This window comes from Bizionia psychrotolerans, from assembly GCF_001039595.1.
Genome location: NZ_JNGS01000015.1, coordinates 13,084 through 34,508, shown reverse-complemented (window position 1 = coordinate 34,508; position 21,425 = coordinate 13,084). Strand labels below are relative to the sequence as shown.

Annotated in this window: 10 protein-coding genes and 1 tRNA gene; 7 read left to right on the top strand and 4 right to left on the bottom strand. The window is 34.9% G+C overall.

Translation table 11 applies throughout. The features are described 5' to 3' along the window. Positions 1 to 2 precede the first annotated feature (2 nt). Both bshB1 and GK51_RS01590 read left to right on the top strand, forming a co-directional pair. Positions 3 to 725: a bacillithiol biosynthesis deacetylase BshB1 gene (bshB1, locus tag GK51_RS01595; protein ID WP_048331294.1), complete on the top strand. Its 723-nt coding sequence runs from the start codon at positions 3 to 5 to the stop codon at positions 723 to 725. A 60-nt stretch (positions 726 to 785) separates the two neighbouring features. Then, positions 786 to 861 (top strand) — tRNA-His (locus GK51_RS01590). Positions 862 to 1,033: 172 nt separating this feature from the next. Here the strand turns inward: GK51_RS01590 and GK51_RS01585 are convergent. The 4 genes from GK51_RS01585 to GK51_RS01570 form a co-directional block, all read right to left on the bottom strand. Next, positions 1,034 to 2,608 (bottom strand): M28 family peptidase, encoded by a 1,575-nt coding sequence (locus tag GK51_RS01585; RefSeq protein WP_048331293.1) that lies wholly within the window; start codon positions 2,606 to 2,608, stop codon positions 1,034 to 1,036. A 118-nt stretch (positions 2,609 to 2,726) separates the two neighbouring features. Next, positions 2,727 to 3,764: a M28 family peptidase gene (locus GK51_RS01580; RefSeq protein WP_048331291.1), complete on the bottom strand. Its 1,038-nt coding sequence runs from the start codon at positions 3,762 to 3,764 to the stop codon at positions 2,727 to 2,729. Positions 3,765 to 3,848: 84 nt separating this feature from the next. Further along, positions 3,849 to 4,229, bottom strand: a complete 381-nt coding sequence (locus GK51_RS01575; protein WP_048331289.1) for a hypothetical protein — start codon at positions 4,227 to 4,229, stop codon at positions 3,849 to 3,851. A 7-nt stretch (positions 4,230 to 4,236) separates the two neighbouring features. Next, positions 4,237 to 5,016 (bottom strand): DUF3108 domain-containing protein, encoded by a 780-nt coding sequence (locus GK51_RS01570; protein ID WP_048331287.1) that lies wholly within the window; start codon positions 5,014 to 5,016, stop codon positions 4,237 to 4,239. 341 nt (positions 5,017 to 5,357) lie between these two features. On the opposite strand from GK51_RS01570, the gene GK51_RS01565 reads away from it, so the two are divergent. From GK51_RS01565 to GK51_RS01545, 5 genes are all read left to right on the top strand, one after another. Continuing rightward, complete coding sequence (locus GK51_RS01565) at positions 5,358 to 5,810, top strand: hypothetical protein (protein WP_048331309.1); 453 nt, start codon at positions 5,358 to 5,360, stop codon at positions 5,808 to 5,810. Between the two features lie 359 nt (positions 5,811 to 6,169). Further along, positions 6,170 to 7,471, top strand: a complete 1,302-nt coding sequence (locus tag GK51_RS01560; protein WP_048331285.1) for a hypothetical protein — start codon at positions 6,170 to 6,172, stop codon at positions 7,469 to 7,471. 193 nt (positions 7,472 to 7,664) lie between these two features. Next, positions 7,665 to 9,086, top strand: coding sequence for a T9SS type B sorting domain-containing protein (locus tag GK51_RS01555; protein ID WP_231575829.1), 1,422 nt, complete (start codon positions 7,665 to 7,667; stop codon positions 9,084 to 9,086). Position 9,087: 1 nt separating this feature from the next. Further along, positions 9,088 to 11,685 (top strand): PorP/SprF family type IX secretion system membrane protein, encoded by a 2,598-nt coding sequence (locus GK51_RS02455; protein WP_048331281.1) that lies wholly within the window; start codon positions 9,088 to 9,090, stop codon positions 11,683 to 11,685. A gap of 72 nt (positions 11,686 to 11,757) precedes the next feature. Beyond that, the gene (locus GK51_RS01545; protein WP_082132695.1) at positions 11,758 to 21,408 is read left to right on the top strand and encodes a T9SS type B sorting domain-containing protein; all 9,651 of its coding nucleotides are present in this window, start codon (positions 11,758 to 11,760) and stop codon (positions 21,406 to 21,408) included. The last annotated feature ends 17 nt before the right edge of the window (positions 21,409 to 21,425 follow it).

The following is a 21,425-nucleotide window of genomic DNA, read 5'->3' as shown; positions in this document are numbered from 1 at the left end:
AGATGAAATTAGATATTTTGGCATTTGGCGCACATCCTGATGATGTAGAATTAGGTTGTGGCGGAACCATTGCAAAAGAAATAGCCAAAGGAAAAAAAGTGGGTATTATTGATTTAACACGTGGCGAATTAGGTACACGAGGTACTGCAGAAACTCGTGATGCAGAATCAACTGAAGCGGCAAGGATTTTAGGTGTTTCGGTTCGTGAGAATTTGGGTTTTGCCGATGGGTTTTTTATAAATGATAAAACGCATCAATTAGAGATTATAAAAATGATTCGGAAATACCAACCGGAAATCGTGTTGTGCAATGCTGTAACCGATAGACACATTGATCATGGGAAAGGGAGTGATGTAGTTAGTGATGCTTGTTTTTTAAGTGGATTAGTTAAAATTGAAACGAATTTAAAATATTCTAATGGATTACAAAAACCTTGGCGACCAAAGCACGTTTACCATTATATTCAATGGAAATATTTAGAACCCGATTTTGTTGTAGATATTTCTGATTATATGGAAAAAAAATTAGCAGCTGTTTATGCCTATAAAACCCAGTTTTTTGATGCGAATAGCACAGAACCTGAAACACCTATTTCAAGTAGGAACTTTACTGATAGTGTGGACTATAGGGCTCGAGATTTAGGACGAATAGTCGGTGTGAATTATGCTGAAGGTTTTACAGTGGAGCGCTTTCCAACAGTAGATAGTTTATTTGATTTAAAATAATTTTTCAAAAATACTTTGCAGGAAATAGGAATTAAATTATCTTTGCAGACCTATTAAAATGGTGGTTGTAGCTCAGTTGGTTAGAGCATTGGTTTGTGGTACCAAGGGTCGCGGGTTCGAATCCCGTCTTCCACCCAAAATTTTAAAGCCTTTCAGATTTCTGAAAGGCTTTTTTTGTATAAAAAAAGTTGCTAACGAGGCAGTCGGGATTTGTTCATACAACTCTTAAAATGAAAAAGTTAATAATCAGTAAAAAGCCTTTGAAAATAAATTTCAAAGGCTTTTTACATTTTATATGTGTAGGTTTTTTATTCTTCTACTTTATCAACAACAATTCTGTTTTCACGGTTGGCTAATTCCCAAGCTGTGTAAAACACTAATCGCGTTCTGCTTTCTAATAAATCATAACGGATTTTATCTGGTGTATCACTTGGTTGGTGATAATCATCATGTGTACCATTAAAGTAAAAAATTACAGGAATATTATTCTTTGCAAAGTTATAATGGTCTGAACGATAGTAAAAACGGTTTGGATCATTCACGTCATTAAACGTGTAGTCCAACTCCATATTCATATACGTTTTGTTCGCTTCTTCTGAAATATCATGCAACTCTGTACTTAATTTGTCACTACCAATTAAATAGATGTAGTTGTCCGTTCCTTCTGTGCGTTTTGGATCTGTACGTCCAATCATATCTATATTTAAATTGGCAACCGTATTTGCAAGAGGGAAAATAGGTTCTGTATCTGTATAGTATTTTGATCCTAGAAGACCTTTTTCTTCACCTGTAACGTGTAATAATAAAATAGAACGTTTTGGTCTGTGTCCATTTTTTACAGCAGTTTTAAATGCTTCTGCAATCTCAACAACAGCTACTGTACCAGAACCATCATCATCAGCTCCATTGTAAATTTTACCATCTTTAATACCTTCGTGATCTAAATGCGCAGAAATAACAATTATTTCATCTGGCTTTTCAGAACCTTTAATAAATGCGGCAACATTTTCCGACGTAAATTCATTACTAGCATTTACATACTCCACGTTCATAGGAACTGACAGAGTTTCAGCTTTATTAGCCGTTTCAATAGTTGGCATAATTGCTTTTGCTAAATCGGTATTAATTAAGAAGTAAAACATCGTATCTGCATCACCTTTTAAAGACATTCTACCACTTGAACCACCAAAACGTTGTGCAGCCATAGCGTATATTTCAGGATAGTAAAAAAGAACAGCAGCAGCACCACGATCCTTTGCAGCATCACGCTTAGCAGTATATTCTTGTCTGAAATTAGACCATTTTGAACTTTCATCTGTACCACTAATAACATAATTACCATCAGCCGATTTAGGTTCACCTGATTTAATAAGGACTACTTTTCCTTTTACATTTAAATTAGCATAACTGTCGTATTTTTCATCATCAATACCGTAATCAGCAAAAATAATATCGCTTGTGGAAACAGAACCATTATTTGAAGTCGAAGCTGAAACAAAATCATCAACCATTTTATACGATTTACCATTGACGGTCAAATTAACTTTGGGAGCTTCCATAACTTCTAAAGGAACCTCTTGAAAGTAATTACCATCTTTTTTAGCGGCAGGAACATCCATTGTTATGTACTGTTGTTTTAAATACTCAACAGCCATCTTCTGACCTTTATCACCTGTATTTCTTCCTTCAAACTCATCAGAAGCGTAGGTATATAGCATATCCTTCAATTCGGCAGAGGTAATGGTGTTTGCATATTCAACAGGATTTGCGATTTCAACAGGATTTGCTGGTTCTGGAGCTTTTGATGCTGTTTGCTTTTCTTGAGTAGATCCGCAACTAAATGCTAAAAGTGAAGCACTTAATATAAAGACTGATTTTTTCATAATTATTGATAAGTGATGTTAATAGTTAATTTAAACTTTAGTGTAATACGCTATATTACGAAAAAACGGCAGATGTCATTAATAAGATCATTTTAATTTAACAAACTTTAACAAGTTGTTAAATATCCTTATTATGAATTAAAGCACCATCTTTATTTGCTAAATACCACGCTGTTGAAAAGATTAATTTAGCACGTTTAGCCAATAAATCATATTCAATTTTATCTGGTGTGTCGGTTGCTTTGTGGTAATCATCATGTTCACCATTAAAATAAAAAATAACTGGAATATTTTTTAATGCGAACTTATAATGATCTGATCTAAAATAATAGCGATTATGATCATCTTCATCATTATAGGTATAATCTAAATCTAAATTGAAGTAGGCATTATTTATTTTTTCAGAAATAAAATGAAGTTCCTTGCTTATTCTATCTGCTCCAATAAGGTATAAATAGTTAGGATTTCCTTCATGTTTTTTATCAATGCGACCAATCATGTCAATATTTAAATCGACCATAGTTTTATTTACATCAAAAATAGGATTTTCTATATAATATCTAGATCCGTAAAGTCCTAACTCTTCTCCTGTTAAGTGCAAAAACAAAACACTTCGTTTGGGCAAAAACCCATCATTTGCAGCTAGTTTAAAGGCTTGAGCCATTTCCATTAATGCGGATGTTCCAGAGCCATTATCATCAGCACCATTAAATACCTCATTATTTTCGATACCTAAATGATCTAAATGTGCCGATATGATAACTACTTCTTCCGGATTTTCGGAACCTTTTATATAAGCAAGAACGTTTTCAGTAGATTGAATTTCTTTGGGTAAGAAGTCCTTTGAAATATTTTGAAAGTAAACAGAATCCGCAATGGGTGAAAGGATATCTTGCGATTGATAGTATGATTTTAAGAATTCAGCAGCTTTTTTTTGACCAGGCTCACCCGTTTTTCGTCCCTCAAACTCATCTGAAGCATAGGCGTAAAGCTGCGTTTTTAATTCGGAAGCCGTTATAGTATTGGCATAGTGCATAACCGTTGCACTATCCGTTAATTGAATATTGTTTTTTAAATTTTCAATTTTTGTTGAATAACGCGTTGTGGCACAAGAACCAACTAATGTAAGTGCCGAAACAATAACAAGTCCTTTCATTAATAGCAATTTAGCCTATAAATAAAGCAAAAAAAAAGATAATACCGAAGTATTATCTTTCAAATTTGTAGGAAAATATAAACTTTACATATCAATGTCTATATCATCGACATCTATATCCTCTAAATCTACGTCAATATCTTCAAAATCCAAATCTTCTAATTCTTCAATGGCCTCTTCTTCAGATCTTTGTTCTGTTTGCTCCAATTGCTCTGTATCTCCAACTTCTGAAACAATAAAAATTGCTTTGTAAGTGGATAGTGTCAACGCAATTATAGTTAGTAAAAACGCTAATTTTATTGTGTGTTTAGGCTTTTCTTGCTTGTTGGAAAGGTAAAAGCCAACCAATCCAAATATTAAAGCCAAAATAGCAGGAATAAACGCTAAATTAGAAAGTGGTAAAACGGCTAGTATAACAGCTATAACGGCTGATATTAAACTTAAAATTATAAATAGTTTTCTCATGATATATTTAGTTTTTTAAGCCTGAAGCTGATTTGATTTTTAATTCACCATTACCAACTGCTATTTTAAATTTGGCATAAACAGGTACTTTATTAGCATCGGCAGTTAACCATAATAAATTATCATTGGAACCTTTTAAAACCGAGCTATTGTTAACTGAAATCCCTAACTTATAACAAGATTTTTTACCAATTGCAGTGTTTATAGTTTCAGTTCCTAAATAAACTACAGAAATTTTATATTCGGTATTATCAAAAAGTACGGTTAGTGGAAAGCTTTTACCTTTAGTTGCTTGCTCTAAATTTAGATTTCGCATTTTATAAAGCGTGGTTACAATGTCATTTGTTGATCCACTTATGTTCAGATTTTTTTTCTCTTCCCAAATAGTACCGTCACCACGACGTTTTTTCTTAACGCTTTCAACAGAATTTGTTTTGTTTTTAAACTTATACTGCATAAACTTATAATAACCACCTTCATTAATATCCCGTTTATGCAAGTAGGGAGTAAGCGTAGTCGGACTTACGTAACTTTCGTACAAATCCCGAATTTTAAAAAAATTATCCCATTTACTATAGGTTGTAGCCGTACATTTTAAACGTAATAAAGTAGCTTTGGATGTTTTAACAGGACTTGTTTCCATTGTAACTTCAGCTAAATCGGTCATAATACCAGACATATTATAAGCTGCTGTAAATTTCAAGGTTTCATTCATTGAAACCGCTGTATTTTGCGAAAATCCCCAGGTAGAAACAAAAAGGCTTAAAATGAAAATATATTTAAACATATAATTTTTAGTTTTTAGTATAACGAAGGTAGTAACATTTATTGTGCCGAAAAATATAAAATCAGAAAATATTAGTTCTAAAGATGTATTAATTTTTAAATGGAAAATGTAAAAGCAAAGCTTGAGAGAAACTTGGTATTTTAAAAGTTGAAATATATAGATTAACTCTTGAAAATAATCAATAACTATAGTTTCATAATTAATTTATTTTCTGAATGTTACAGACACTTTTTTATTTTCTTAACAAAATATTAATATAAAAACATGAAATAATCGACAAAACGCTTGTTTTTTTCGTTTAATTACATAAATTTGTCAATATGAATCCCAAAATCTACAATATGAAATCTAAAATTACTCTATTTTGTCTAACATTTTTATTAATGGTAGGCGTTGGTACTGCTCAAAATAAAGATGCACCTAAAAGTATTATCAGTCAAAATGTTGGTATTTCTAAATACCATGACAGAAAAGAACTTGAGCAAATGCAGAAAGGCGTTTTATTAGGACTATATAATGAGCGTATTGAAATTATTATAAAAATTCTACCTTATATTGCTTTTGCAACGAAACCAGGAGTGACGATGTCTACATTTGGAATTCCTGACACCAAGGATAATAGAAGTGCTTTGGATACTCAAATTGATGCTACAAAAGAATACTTTTTAAGCACTATGGATTTTCAGAATAAAATATTACCCTATTCTGATAGAACGAATCTAATTGCTGCTATTTTGTTTTATGAGGAAACATTAAAAGCATTACATATTTATAGCGAAAACAATAGGTTTTAAATAATTCTATTATCTGTTTAAGATAGGTTTTAGCGCTTTAAGTTGGTTTATCTTAACGTAAAATGAAACAGGCATGTTTAAATTTTCATGACATATTCCATTTATGATATCTAATTTCTTTTACAAATTTATCAACAGATAATGTAGTAGTTCACTTTTTTTAAATCTTACTTTTTTTAGGAAAACTCCAACTAATTACTATTTGGAATTATAATTTTAACATGATTTGTAGGAAAAGGAATACGAATATTGATATTTTGCGCACTTTGTCGTTATTATTTGTATTTAGTGGAATTAATCCATATGTTTGATTTATAAAAATAAAAATTATCTATGATTAATAATTAACTATTTTAACTATGAAAAATTTGCCCCAACTCTTATGCATTTTTCTATTAGTGTTTTCCAGTACATACTCTCAACAAGAGAAGGGTATTATTGGCACTGATAATTGGTTAAATTCTTGGACGGAATTTAAACCAGAATTAAATGAATATGCCCAAGCAACCGAAATTTTAACAGGAACTATTTCTACAGACACCAAATTAGATAAGAAAAATACCTATTTGTTATTAGGAAATGTATTTGTAACCAATAATGCTACATTATTAATAGAGCCTGGAACTGTTATTATTGGAGATTTTAAAACTCATGGTTCTTTAATCATTACAAAAGGAGCTACAATAATTGCAGATGGACTAGTTACAGATCCAATTGTTTTTACCTCTAATAGAAGTGTCAAAAAAGCAGGTGATTGGGGAGGATTAATAATTTTAGGAGATGCACCAATAAATAAATTTGGAAATGGTTCTTCAGTAAATCATAATTTTAAAGTGGCTTCTTATGACCACATTAGTTATGGGGGAGAAAATGTTCAAAGCAATTCTGGCATTCTGCGATATGTGCGTATTGAGTATGCCGGCAAGAAATTGCAAGATGGCGAAAACTTCAATGCATTATTATTAGCAGGCGTTGGGAGTGAAACCATTTTAGAAAATATTATGGTTAGTTTTTCAGCCGGAAATTCTATTGATGTTTTTGGAGGCCAAGTTAACTTAAGTAAGGCTGTTTCATTTAAATCCAGCAAAATTGATTTCAACTTCAATTATGGAGCTCAATGTAACTTATATAACACGTTAGCCGTTCGGTCTTCCTATGTGTCAAGTTCAGACGGTTCCAGATGTTTGCATGTGGCTTCTTATAATAATGACAAAGAAGAGATTGACTTTTCAAAAAAACAAACGTCAGTTTTGGCTACCAACTTAACATTCATTAATGCTAGTGATAATTTGGAATCTGAAATTAAGTTAGGTCTGGTTAGGGAAGCTATTTTTGTTGCGGAATATGCAAAATTAGATATGAGTAAGAGTGTTATTTCAGGGTTTAATCCAGCCGTTTTATTTGAAAACCAAATTAAAATTAATAACGAAACTCTGAATAATGTGAAATTTACAGAAATGTATTTCAATAACTGCAATGGTAATATTTTTACAGAATATAACGCTAATAACGAAGATCTAGAGAGTTGGTATGGAAATAGTAGTTTCTTTAATGTGTATTCAAAAGGTATAGATGCTGAAACTTTTATTGATTTGAAAAATTCTCGAAAACCAGATTTTAGATTGCGTATTAATAAAATTATAGCATCAAACGATGACTAAAAATCCTAACCTTTAAACAGCCCAAATGTATGCTCTAAATTTACTTTAGAAATTTCATTTTAATTAATCCCAAATTGTAAATCCCTTTAGTTTGTATTAGCACTAGTTTAGTAATAAGCGCGTGTTTGTATAAAAACGACCAATTTAATAGCGTATGAATAAAACTACTTTTGTAAAAAAATCCTTTTTTGTAATGTGTTTTTTTGTTCTCATGTTAAGTCAGAACGTTAAAGCACAAATAGCTATTGGTGTTCCAAATATTGGTTTTACCCAAGCTTGTGCGAATGACACATTTAATACGTTTAATGCAACTTTCAGTTTTTCGCCAATTGCAAATGTAAGTCCTACAAACCAATTTTCAATAGAATTGTCGGATGCCACTGGTAGTTTTGCTAGTCCATCGGTTGTGGCAACTTCTGCTGCCGGAGCAATTACGACATCTCCAGCAACCTTAAGTTTTGGTTTACCTAACAATACAGCAGGAGAATCATATAGAATACGGATTAAAAGTACAGCTCCAGCAGCTACCAGTTCAGGTTCTTCAAGCTTTGCTGCGTATTATAAAATTCAAGACACACCTTTTTCTATTAATAATTTAATTCCAGTCGCATCTTTTTGTGCTGGTGGAAGTTATATATTAAGTATTGATAATCCGGGAACAGGATTAAACGATTCTCCTTTAAATTACCCATCACTGACGTATAAATGGTACAGAGCAACTGGTCCTTCCACGTCTGTTTTTGTAGCTGATGGTGAGACTTTAACCGTCAATACACCAGGCACATATTTTGTTGAAACTGATTATGGTACCTGTACTTCAGACTCCTATTCTAATCGCGTAACCGTTTCTGAATCTACCTCTGGATCCACTACAGCCATAGTTTCTAGTCTAGGAAATCCATTTTGCCCAAGTGGAGGACCAACAACTTTAACAACCACAGAAGGAAATAGTTACCAATGGTTTTTAAATGGTGAAGAAATTTCTGGAGCAACCAACCAAATGTATGAAACCACATTATCTGGAACGTTTTCGGTAAGTATTGATTTAGGAAGTTGTACAACAACTGCTTCCATAGATTTAGATAGCGAAGGCTTTACGAGTACTATTAATGTAGATGAAATAAACACCATGGAACTTGGTGATACCTTATATGCAGAAGTTACTACGACTGCAAGTAATCCAGAATTTCAATGGTATTTAAATAATGCGATAATATCAGGAGCTACAGGAAATACCTATGATGCTTCTGAATTTGGAAATTATAAAGTAGTTATCAATCAAACTACTGGTTGTATTGTTTCAAGTGAATTACTATTTGAAATAGTAGAACCTATAGATCCATTCCCAGATGTAGCCGATATTCCAAATGTTATCAGTCCGAATGGCGATGGCATTAATGATACATGGATTATACCAAATGCTTATGTAAGTGGTACAAATACAGAAGTTATCATCATGGATTCCTATGGAAAAGTATTGCTTAAGTCAACCGATTATCAAAATAACTGGCCAGAAAACGACATTAATTTTAATAGTGTAAATCCCGTTTATTACTACGTGATTACCACGTCAACCAATAAAACTAAAAAAGGTTCTATAACCATCATCAAATAAAATGAGAGCATTTTTACTCATTATAGCTATCACATTGTGCACTACACAATTGTCATTCTCTCAAGAAGAGGATGGAGTTGTGTCGTTGGCTATTCCAGTAAGAAGTTCTTTAAAATTTAATAGATATGTAACCAATCCAACCTTTAGTTTTGTTAGAGAGCAAAATACGTACATCAACATAACGAACAAAAGACAGTGGATGCAATTTGATGATTCGCCAGTAACCTATTTAGCGAATTACACAGGAAGATATAGTGAAGATATAGGTGTAGGTGTAGGATTGTTTCAACAAAATAATGGGGTTTTAACCACATTTGGTGGTATTTTAAACTTTGCATACAATGCCCAACTTCAACGAGATAGTAATTTAACCTTCGGATTAAATGTTGGTTTTTATACCAGTAGTATAAATGAAGGACGTGTAGTTATAAATGAGCCAGATCCATCTTTAGATAATATTTCTAAAAATTCAATTCTTACAGTTAGTCCAGGTATTAACTACGGATTGGTTTTTTTCGATTTTGGTGTATCCATAAATAATTTAGTACAGTATAATTTAAATACATCTGAAATGCTGAAAGAAGATCCACAACAAAGTATTCAGGCACATATTATGTACACAGGTTACATGCGTAGTCGTGGTTTTTTTGATGAAAGTAAATTTTCAGCTTTAGTTAAATCCGAATTCAAAACAGATCAAACAATTTTCTCTGGAATTGCTATGGTGATGGTTCCAAAAGGTATTTGGGCACAATTAGGTTATAACACCGTTTATGGTGTTACGGGTGGTATTGGAATGAACGTTACGAAACAAATCGCAGTAGAATATAATTACGAAAAAGCAATGGGAGATTTGGCAACATTCGGATCATCTCATGAATTAACGGTTGCTTATAAGTTTAACACCCGAAATCGCTTCCAATATAGTGGAGACGATAGAGAAGAAGCCTTTTTGATTAAAGAACAAAAACGGAAATCAAAACCAGCAACAGCTGGCACACCTCCTCGTGATGCTGAAGCCAGAGCGCAGGCAGCAGAACAAAAAGCTTTAGAGTTAGAAGAAACAAGAATAGCTATTGAAGAAAGAGCAATAGAAAGAGAAGAAGCAAAAGAAGAGGCTAGAATAGAACGTGAAGCCAAGGCAACTGCTTTAGCTGAAGCCAAGGAAGCAACTGTAAATCAAGATGAAATTGCAGAAGAAACGAGATTAGCTGAAAAAGCACAAGCAGATGAAGAAGCCAGGCTAGCACTAGAAGCAGCACAAATTCAAGAAGTTGAAGCCGCCAGAGTTCAAGCAGAAGAGGAAGCTAGATTAGCAGCAGAGGCGGCAACACAAGCAGAAGAAGCCGAAGCAACAAGATTAGCACAAGCGGAAATAGCTGAACAAGAAAGATTAGCAGCCGCCAGAGTTCAAGTAGAAGAGGAAGCTAGATTAGCAGCAGAAGCGGCAACACAAGCAGCAGAAGCCGAAGCGGCAAGATTAGCACAAGCGAAAATGGCTGAACAAGAAAGATTAGCAGCCGCCAGAGTTCAAGCAGAAGAGGAAGCTAGATTAGCAGCAGAGGCGGCAACACAAGCAGAAGAAGCTGAAGCTACAAGATTAGCACAAGCGGAAATAGCTGAACAAGAAAGATTAGCGGCCGAAGCTCAAGAACAAGCGAATGAAGAAGCAAGATTAGAAGCAGAAGCTTTAGCTAGCGTTCAAGCGGATCTTAAAATTACGCATAAAGATGAATTGGCGAAGTCTATGTTTACGCTAACAGAATCCACGAAAGAGGCAGAAAAAGAACAAGAAATATTGTTAGTTAGATTAAACGAAGTAGTTATTACAAAAAATAAAGATTTGAAAGACCTTAAGGAAGAGAATGACTTAAGTGAACAAGGTATTTTCATGGAGCCAAAACCATTCAAGAGTATTTCAGCTGAAAATCGAGCAATTGAAGCCTTAAAATCGGATTTGGATATTGTTATTAGCAAACGTCAAGAAACCATCAAGCAATTAGAAAGTTTATACATTCAAAGAATTCAAAAAGGTTCGAATAAAAATGATGAAACGAGTCAGTATTATTTAGATGCCATAAGAAATTTAAAAAATGAACAAGCAGAATCTGAGCGTATTAGAGCTAGCTTGGTTTCAACGCTAGAGTCCATTAAAATAGCTACTGAAATAGAACGTAAACGCCGAATTAAACGTGCGCTTTATGATAATGAAAAAGACAGGTACAATAAAGATATGACCAGTCTAGAACGCATTAAAACCAACACACCTTTAAGTGAAGTTCCATTAACTTCAGATGATTTCGATTTCGGTGAGCCACAAAGTAGCAATGTGCAAATTTTAAAAGGTGTTCAGAATGTTGAGAACGGTTATTATATGATTATTGCCGTTCATGAAAATGTTAATAAAAGAGATTCATTTTTAGAAAAAGCCGTATCTGCTGGACAATCGAATATTAATTTCTTTTATGATGTTAATACCAGTAAGTACTACATCTATTACCAGAAATTTGACGATGTTGGAGATGCCATGAACGCTTTAGGCTCAAAAGAAAGCAAACCTTATAATAAAAATATGTCTGTAGTGAAAATTGAAGATTAAAATAGAAAACCCCATTTAATCAATTTAATGCCCCTTAAAAAGATTAAATGTTTACATATAAATTGATATATCATGAAAAAACCTACTTTTTTTAAGATTAGCATTGTTGTAACTATACTTCTTGTTAGTATGCAAACAATTGCTCAAAACTTTGTGCCCTTTACACCGAGATTCAATCAAGATTTAAAAGGCGATATTCGCTTAATTGGGAATAATATTCTCGGACCTAGCAACGCCCCATTTAATGATAATACGGTATACAATCATAATGTGGATATGCAGTATATTGATATTGATGGTGATGGCTCAACTTTTAATTCTACAAGTGCAGATTTAGAAATTCCTAATCCTGGTTGTTATCAAATTGTTCATGCAGGTTTATATTGGGGAGCCGTTACAAACGGTGATGAACCCATTACGAACGTGAAATTTAAAGGACCGACAGGTGGCTATAATGATGTAGTAGGTACAATCATTTATGAAGCTAATGGAGTTTCAACAGGTAATAGTTATCCTTATTCTTGTTATGCAGATGTAACTTCTATAGTAACTGGTTTGGCAGCTAATTTAGGAACGTACACTGTAGGAAATGTGTCAACAGCTGTTGGAGAAACGGGTTCTTTTAATCCTTACAATGGAACAGGGTATTCTGCTGGTTGGTCATTATTTATTGTTTTTGAGGATCCAACTTTACCAGGGAAATCTATTACCAGTTTTGATGGTTTTAGTTCCATCAATAGTGCTGTTGATGTTGATATCCCAGTTTCAGGTTTTCGTACAGTGCCAGCGCCAATTCCGGTACGAGCAAACTTTGCTTTTGCAGCTTTGGAAGGCGATAGTCCTATTCAGAATGATAGATTACAATTAAATGGCGTGACTCTTTCAGCAGTAGATCGTCCTGCTAATAACTTTTTTAATTCTTCTGTTACGCAATTAAGTGCTACGCCAGTGAATAATAGAGTGCCAAATAGTACAAACACGCTTGGTTTTGACACAGGTGTCATGGTAGTGCCAAATCCTGGGAATACCGTTATTGGTAATAATGATACCAATGCTACCATTAGAATGGAAAGTAATCAGGATCAATATTTTGCTTATTTCTGTGCGTTCGCCGTAGATATTATTGAACCGCGAATTGTGCTTACAAAAATTGTAGAAGATGATTTTGGAACCAACATTGGTGGTCAAACCGTTGGTTTGGGAACATCTTTAAATTATGTGATTGGATTTAATAATTCTGGAAATGATGACGCTAATAATTTAACTATCAGAGATGTTCTACCTATTAATATTATTTTTAATTATCCAGCCGATTTAGGAATTTTACCTCCAGGTGTCACAGTTCAAAGTTACAATCCTGGTACAAGAGAAATTATTTTCAATGTTGATAATTCTATTGTAGAACAAGGAGATCCTGTCACTGAAATTCGAATTCATGTACAGGTTGTAGAAAGCTGTGATAGTTTAGCTGATTCTTGTTCAAACATTATAAATAATCAAGCTTTCGCTACTTATGGAGGTATAGAAAACCCAAATTTTATTATTACGGACGATCCAAGTTTAAATAGTAATACAGGGTGTTTAATTACACCTCAAACGACAAATTTTTTAGCAGATTTAGATTGTGAATTTATTGAAAATGTCATTCTTTGTGGAGACACCGTTCAATTAACAGCTGGTAACGGTTATGATTCTTATTCATGGTCCACCAGTCCAACAGGAACGCCTGTCATTGGAACCACTCAAACCATAACGGTTGCTGCAACCGGAACTTATTATGTTTATAATACAGCCATAGCGCCTTGTCAATCCATTACTCAAACTTTTGTGGTAACAAATTATGGAGGAACAACTGTTGCGAATCCTGTTATTCCGTTTGCTGATGAGGTGGTAACCTGTCCAAATGATGGAAAATTATTACCAAATATCTTTTTGTGTGGTGGGAACGATTTCACATTAATTGAAACACAAATTACAGATGCCTCATCCATAATATGGGAACAATTGGACGAAAGTAGTTGTACTCCAGTAACCAATTCAGATTGTGCTAATGAAAATGGTGCTTGTACTTGGAACCAAGTAGGTACGGGTTCAAATTTCAATGCAAATACAGCTGGACAATTTAGATTAACCATCAATTACGAAGGTGGTTGTTTTAATCAGTTTTATTTTAATGTATTTCAAAATGTTTTAAACCCAACCGTTACAAGTAATGATATTATTTGTACCACACCAGGACAAATTACGGTTGGAGGCGTTCCAACAGGCTACGAATATAGTATTGATGGCGTAACGTATCAAGCCAGTAATGTATTTGCGGTAACTGTTGCGGGAACCTATACAATTTACATCAGACAAGTAGGAGCATCAACAAATCCATGTGTTTTTACGGTTCCAGATGTCCAAATTAGAGCGCGAGATTTCACAGTTTCACTAGATGTTGAACAACCACTTTGTTATGGGGATAAGGGTAGTATTACGTTGGCTGCAAATGATGTACTTCCTCAATATTTCTTCTCAATATATAATGGAGCAACACTTGTAAATAGTGTTGGGCCTATTACTGAAAATAATTATACGTTTTCAAATTTAAATCCTGGAACTTACACCACTTTAGTTGAAACTGAAGATGGGTGTACCCATACAGAAGATGTTGAAATTATAGAGCCACCTTTATTAACTGCCACATCAGCACTCACAGTTCCTTTAACCTGTGCGGATGGAGAAATTACTGTTTATGCAAATGGTGGAACACCGCCTTATTTTTACTTTGTTAACAGTACAACCGTATTTCAAACTGTTCCCGAAATAGTTGTAACGACTCCAGGTGTCTATAATATTACGGTGATTGATTCTAATAACTGTGAAGCAACAACGTCTATTTCTGTCGATGCTATTTTAGCACCAGATTTTACAGTCGTTCAAACTAATATATTATGTTCAGGTTCTGATTCAGGATCTATTACTGTTAATGTTACTAATACTAATGGAAACAGTTTAATGTATAGTATTGATGGAGGCGTTACTTTCGTAAATTCAAATGTATTTACAGGATTGGCTGCAGGAAATTATGACGTGGTTGTTCAATATACAACTGGAACGAGTGTTTGTATTACAGATCCACAAACCATTACGATTACGGAAAACGATCCATTAACTGGAACAGTAACGTTAACGACTCCATATTCATGTATAAGTAATGGAGAAATTACTGTTTCTGGCGTAACAGGAGGAACGCCACCTTATACCTATAGTATTGATGGAACCACGTTTCAAAATGGAACTGTTTTTACTGGATTAACGAACGGGACGTATACGGTTTCTGTTCAAGACGACAGTGGATGTGTTTTCATTGCTGCTCCAATTACAATCGAAGATTTAAATCCACCAACAGATTTAATGTTTGATAATTCGCCTTTAAGTTGTCCGTTGAATACCACAACAATAACTATTACAGGAACGACTGGTGGTTTTGGAGTTTTAGAGTATCAAATTATTGCACCTGCTTCAGAAGCTACACCTAATCAAACCTCTAATGTATTTGCTGGTTTAGCACCTGGAACCTATACGTTTCAAGTTACGGATGAAAATGACTGTACTTATTCAGAATCGTATACGGTAAATCCACTACCTGCCGTGTCCGTTGTTGGCCAAACCATCAGTAATGTAACATGTTTTGGAGATTCAGACGGATCCATTCAATTTACCGTATCTGGTTCAACAAATTTCACTTATACTATTAATGGCGGATCCGGAATTACAGGAACGTCTCCTATAATTTTAAATGGTTTATCAGCAAATACATATACTATTGTAGTAACTGATACAATCACAAATTGTGAAGCTACGGCAACATTAGCTGTTGATGGCCCAACTTCAGCTTTAAGTATTTCAACAACTCCGAGTCCAATTACCTGTAATGGAAGTGGACAAGTTGTTATTACTGCAGTAGGAGGTTGGGGAGGAAATTCCTATAGTATTACATTACCAGATGGCACGATTATTCCTGCTCAATCTAGTAATACGTTTGTGAATTTGTCACAAACCGGAACCTACACGGCTACTGTAACAGATACCCAAGGATGTTCAGTTTCAACAACTTTCGATTTAGTAGTTCCAACAAATCCAACAGCAACTATTGCTTTAACTTCTGATTATTGTTATGACACTACAAATGCAGCAACACTGGAAGTGACAGCGTCTGGAGGTTTACCACCTTATCAATATAGTATTAATGGTGCTCCTTTTACTTCAAATTACATCTTCAATAATTTAGTTCCTGGTACCTACACTATTATTGTAAGAGATGCGAATGGATGTACATTTACATTACCGGCAGAAACGATTTTACCTCAATTAACAATAAGTACAGTTGTTACAAAAGATTTAGACTGTACTACATCTCCTGATGCAATCATTACAGGAACTATTTCTGGAGGATATGCGCCATATACCTATGAAGTATCTATAAATGGAGCAGCTTTTACAACTTTAGGAGCTACAGGTTCTCCATTTACGTATACAACCGCTGTGGATGGAACGTATCAATTTCAAATAACAGACTCACAAGGTTGTTCTGCACTTTCAGCTGTAAATACCATTGATGTTATTACGTTACCTGAAATACTTTCGGTTACACAAACGCAACCAATTTTATGTTCTGGTGATTCTAACGCAGCTATAGATGTTGTTATCAATACAACTGTTGGTGAACCCGTTTATGTTATTAATGTCTATAATACAACTACTGCTGTTGATTATGGTACTCAAACTTCTGGTTTATCAGCTGGTTCTTATACCATCACATTAACAGATAACAATTCTTGTACAGATACTGAAACCATAATTATTGCAGAGCCAACACCAATTAATGTAACCTACCATGCAGTAGATATTACTTGTGGACCAATGGGAGTATCACAAGGGTCAGTAATTGTTGATGGTGCATCTGGAGGAACACCTCCTTATAACTATTTTGTAACGGGTACCAATGGATATTCAAACTCTGAATTAAATACAACAGGTTCAACATCAATAAGTTTTGATGTCGTTGATTTTGGTTTATATCAAATTAATGTGGTAGATGCTAATGGTTGTTCAATATTAGTTCAAGATGTTTTAGTTGCATCACCACCAGACGATTTAGATATTAATATTACGGCAACTGCCGACTGTCTTTTAGGAGGTGAAGCTATTGTAACTATTGGAACGACTTTAATTAGTCCTGGACCTTTCTTTTTTAGTATTTATCCAGCAACGGGAACAGCTCCTGGAGGATCATGGATCCCTGAAGGACCTCCAGGCAGTGCTACTTTTAGTAATTTAATACCAGGCGTTACGTATACGTTTATTGTTTTCGATTCGTCAACAGGTTGTAGTTATTATGAAGTGGCTACAAGTCCAATACCAACCAATTCAACATTAACCGCTACAGCAGTTACAGCTAATAATATTACCTGTACAGGAAGTGCAGATGGAAGTGTATCCTTTACTATTAATAGTACATACGCCTCCGCAACAAATGTGACTTATGAAATATTTGACTCCTTTACATTAGTAACAACAGGAATAAGTGGAACTGGATCAGTTCCAGCAAATGGTTCTTTACCAATCACTAATTTAGGGCCATTACCTTTTGGGAACTTTTTTGTTTTAATAAGCGAAACCTCTGGAGCTAATACTGGATGTAGTGTGGTTACGGTACCATTTAATATTACTGAATCGGCTATAGAATTAAGCATAACAGCTACTGTAGACCAAAATGCAAATTGTACTCCGAATTCTGGTGTTATTAGCGCAATAGCTTCCAATGGAACACCGCCTTACATGTACCAAATTACGACTACGGCAGGTGCACCACTTGCTACCGATCCTTCTTGGGCTTCCGCAAGTACTTTTAATATGGACGCGAATAGTTATTACGTGCATGTAATGGATGCTTATGGTTGCATTAGAACAACACCAGTTTTAGTATTACCAATGGATCCTACACCAGTTGTGAACGCTGTTGTAAATAACCAATGTGATACAGCTGAAGGTGCTTTTGAAATTGATGTAACTATACCAACAGCAGGTATGCCACCATATACATTTAGTATTGATGGAGGCGCATTTCAAACGCAAACAGTACCATTTACGATTCAGAATTTGAACTCTGGAAGTCATACTATTGAAGTGAGAGATGTAAATGGTTGCGGAAACTTGGTGACTGTAGATATAGAAACGCCTTTAGGAATTACACCAGCCGTTACAGGAATAACAACTTGTTCCGATGATGATGGTGAAATTACAGTAACAGCACAAGGAGGAACCGGAACGTATACGTATAGTATTAGTCCAAATCCTACTTCGATAACTTTATCTGGAAATGTGTTTTCTGGAGTTCCTTCGGGAACTTATACAGTAACTATTACAGATTCTTCAACACTTTGTACTGAAGACGCAACCATCACGTTAGATGCAGCAACTCCTGTAAGTTTTACAACATCAGTAACAGATGTTAGTTGTAACGGAAGTAACGAAGGTGTGATTACCATAAATTTAGATGCTGGAAATGACAACCCAGTTTATACCTACGAAATTACGGCTCCAATAGTTGTGGCACCTCAAAACTCGAATGTATTTACAGGATTGCCTGCTGGAACATATACGGTTCAAGTAAATTCAGGAAGAGGTTGTTCAAATACTATGGATGTAATTGTTGGAGAACCAACTTTATTGAACGTATCTGGAATTGCTACTGATTTTGCCTGTGCGGCAGATGGCTCTGTCACTACGTCAATCTTAACCATTACTGAAGTAGGAGGAACCGCTTCTTATACGTATAGTATAGATGGTACCAATTATTTCACATCTAATATATTCAACATTGTTGATACAGGAGCTAACCAAACCATTACTATTTATGTAAAAGATGCTAATGGATGTATAGCCTCAAATACGGTTAATGTATTACCATTACCAACTATAACTTTAGCAACGGTTATTGAAACAACTCCAATTGATTGTAACAATACTGGTTCTATTGAAATAACTGTTACTGGAGGTTCAGGAAATTTTGAATATCAAATGTTGCCAAGTGGGACACCTCAAGCTTCAAATGTATTTACTATTTCTATGCCAGGCGAATATTATTTCTTGGTAACCGATTTAGATACAGGATGTAGTATTGCAACTGCTGCTTACACAGTTTCACCATTTAATTTGATCACAGCCACAGCTACAGCTACTTCAGCCGTTACCTGTTTTGGCGATACGAATGGTGCCATAGAAATTAATGTGACGGATTACACAGGATCTTACACCTACGAAGTTTTTGATAATTCAGGAACATCCGTTTTAGGACCAATTACAGCTAATACAACTACAAATCCACAAGCTATATCAGGTTTATCAGCTGGAAATTATACGGTAGAAGTTGCTGAAACAGCCAGTCCTTTCTGTACAACGACTACGAATGTTGTTACAGTTACGTCACCTACAGATCCTTTAGCAGTTGTTGCTTTAGAAACGTCCAATGTAACGTGTACTAACGATTTAGGAACTATCACGGCTACTGCAACAGGTGGTTGGGGATCCTATCAATATGAATTAACAGGTGCTGCAACCGTAGCCTATTCTTCTAATAATACGTTCGACAATTTATCAGCTGGAACCTATACGGTAAACGTTATGGATGCTGGTGGTTGTATAGCTTCAGACACAGTTACTTTAGATATTCCTACACCAATTGATGCAACCGTTACGCCTAGTGCTACTTTGCTTTCTTGTTTTAATGATGCGAACGCAACCATAACGGTATCCGCAATTACTGGTGGATCAGGAAGCAATTATTTATATACCTTGAATATGTTATCACCAACAGCAACGTCTTCAGGGCCTCAATCTTCTCCTGTTTTTGGAGGTTTAGGAGTAGGAACGTATCAAGTGGTTGTAACAGATGCTTTCAGTTGTGACTTTACTTCAGCGGATATTGTTATAACGCAACCAACTCCAATTCAAGCGAGTTTGGTGAAAGAAACATCGCAGACATGTTTAACGGAAGCTACATTAACGTTGAGTGCTTCCGGTGGAACAGGAGCTTATTCGTATAGTAATAATATATCAATGTCACCAATTTTAGGTTCGTTTGCAACATCCACAACGTTTGCAGTTCCAGTTGGAACTCATGAATACTATGTGCAGGATGCAAATGGTTGTGTGGCTATTGTTTCTAATGAAATCACAATTGATCCGTTGCCAGATTTAACCCTTAATTTAGCATTGGAAAATGCGGTAATTAATTGTGCTGGAGATGCAACAGGTGTTATTGTCGCAACAGCCCAAGGTGGTCTTGGAAACTACATTTATACATTACTAGACACACTTGGAAATCCTATTCCAGCTACGCAAAATAGTCCAGGTGTATTTACCGAACTTTATGCAGGTATCTATGTAGTTCAAGTTGCAAGTGGCGATTGTTTAACAACAAACGCTCCAATTACTATAACAGAACCTACCGAACAATTAATAGCACCTTATACAGTTACAGATGTAACCTGTTTTGGAGCTAATGATGGTATTATTGTCATCAACGCTTCAGGAGGAACTGGAAACATTCAATATGCTATTTCACCACAATTAAATCAGTTTTTCAATACCAATGTTTTTGAAGACTTGGCACCAGGGAATTATGAAGTTATTGTGCAAGATGAGCTAGGATGTTACCTAACATTGAATATCACTGTGGACGAACCAAATCCAGTATTCATAACTTTTGATTCTTCTACCGTCATGGAAGAAATTTGTGAAGGTGATTTGAATGGCGAGTTCAGTATTGAAATTTCTGGTGGTACACCTCCTTATTCGGTAAGCCTTGATAATTACAATGGACCTTATACTACAGGAACTGCAGGTCAAACAGAATTTGATTTCACAGGATTAGCTGGTGGAGAACACACGGTATATGTACGTGACAGTTCAGGCTGCGATTCGGAAATGATGATTCCTTTCCCTGAATCAGTAAGACTAAATCCTATCGTTGAAATTGAATATGCCTGTGTGAATAATGCGTCTAGTAATACTGTTACGGTTATAGTTGATGAAAGTGTTACGAATCTAGATGATGTTGATTTCTCATTAAATGGTGGACCTTATCAAGCTAGTAATGTGTTTATTGATGTACCACCGGGAATTGGACATTATATTGATGTGCAGCATACAAATAGTTGTGTTAAGAGAACGGATCTTTTCGACATTACCACATTCGATCCTTTAACACTTGTTTTGACCGACGGTGTAATCAATGAAATTATTGCAACCACAACGGGAGGTTCAGGAGATTATAATTACACATTTAATGGTCAAGATTATGGCAGTACCAATGTGTTCTATATTTCGGAATCTGGAACTTATACGGTAACAGTTACAGATACGTTTGGCTGTGAAGCAACAGCAACGCGATATTTTGAATTTGTTGATGTGTGTATTCCTAATTACTTCACACCAAATGGCGATGGTGTACAAGATGGTTGGGGACCAGGATGCTCTATTCATTATCCGAATCTTGATTTTGATATTTTTGATCGTTATGGTCGTAAAATAGCAACCTTAAGAATAGGTGAAAAGTGGGACGGAAAATATAAAGGAAAAGAACTTCCAACAGGAGATTACTGGTATGTTGTTAGGCTTAATGATGCCAATGATGATAGAGATTTTGTTGGTCATTTCACACTTTACAGATAAACTAAAAGGGATTATAA

What these genes read in the sequence shown, in the direction of transcription:
- GK51_RS01560 (WP_048331285.1), top strand. Translation starts at nt 6,170, where the DNA reads ATGAAAAATTTGCCCCAACTCTTATGCATTTTTCTATTAGTGTTTTCC.
- GK51_RS01570 (WP_048331287.1), bottom strand. Translation starts at nt 5,016, where the DNA reads ATGTTTAAATATATTTTCATTTTAAGCCTTTTTGTTTCTACCTGGGGA.
- GK51_RS02455 (WP_048331281.1), top strand. Translation starts at nt 9,088, where the DNA reads ATGAGAGCATTTTTACTCATTATAGCTATCACATTGTGCACTACACAA.
- GK51_RS01575 (WP_048331289.1), bottom strand. Translation starts at nt 4,229, where the DNA reads ATGAGAAAACTATTTATAATTTTAAGTTTAATATCAGCCGTTATAGCT.
- GK51_RS01585 (WP_048331293.1), bottom strand. Translation starts at nt 2,608, where the DNA reads ATGAAAAAATCAGTCTTTATATTAAGTGCTTCACTTTTAGCATTTAGT.
- GK51_RS01565 (WP_048331309.1), top strand. Translation starts at nt 5,358, where the DNA reads ATGAAATCTAAAATTACTCTATTTTGTCTAACATTTTTATTAATGGTA.
- GK51_RS01555 (WP_231575829.1), top strand. Translation starts at nt 7,665, where the DNA reads ATGTGTTTTTTTGTTCTCATGTTAAGTCAGAACGTTAAAGCACAAATA.
- GK51_RS01580 (WP_048331291.1), bottom strand. Translation starts at nt 3,764, where the DNA reads ATGAAAGGACTTGTTATTGTTTCGGCACTTACATTAGTTGGTTCTTGT.
- GK51_RS01545 (WP_082132695.1), top strand. Translation starts at nt 11,758, where the DNA reads ATGAAAAAACCTACTTTTTTTAAGATTAGCATTGTTGTAACTATACTT.
- bshB1 (WP_048331294.1), top strand. Translation starts at nt 3, where the DNA reads ATGAAATTAGATATTTTGGCATTTGGCGCACATCCTGATGATGTAGAA.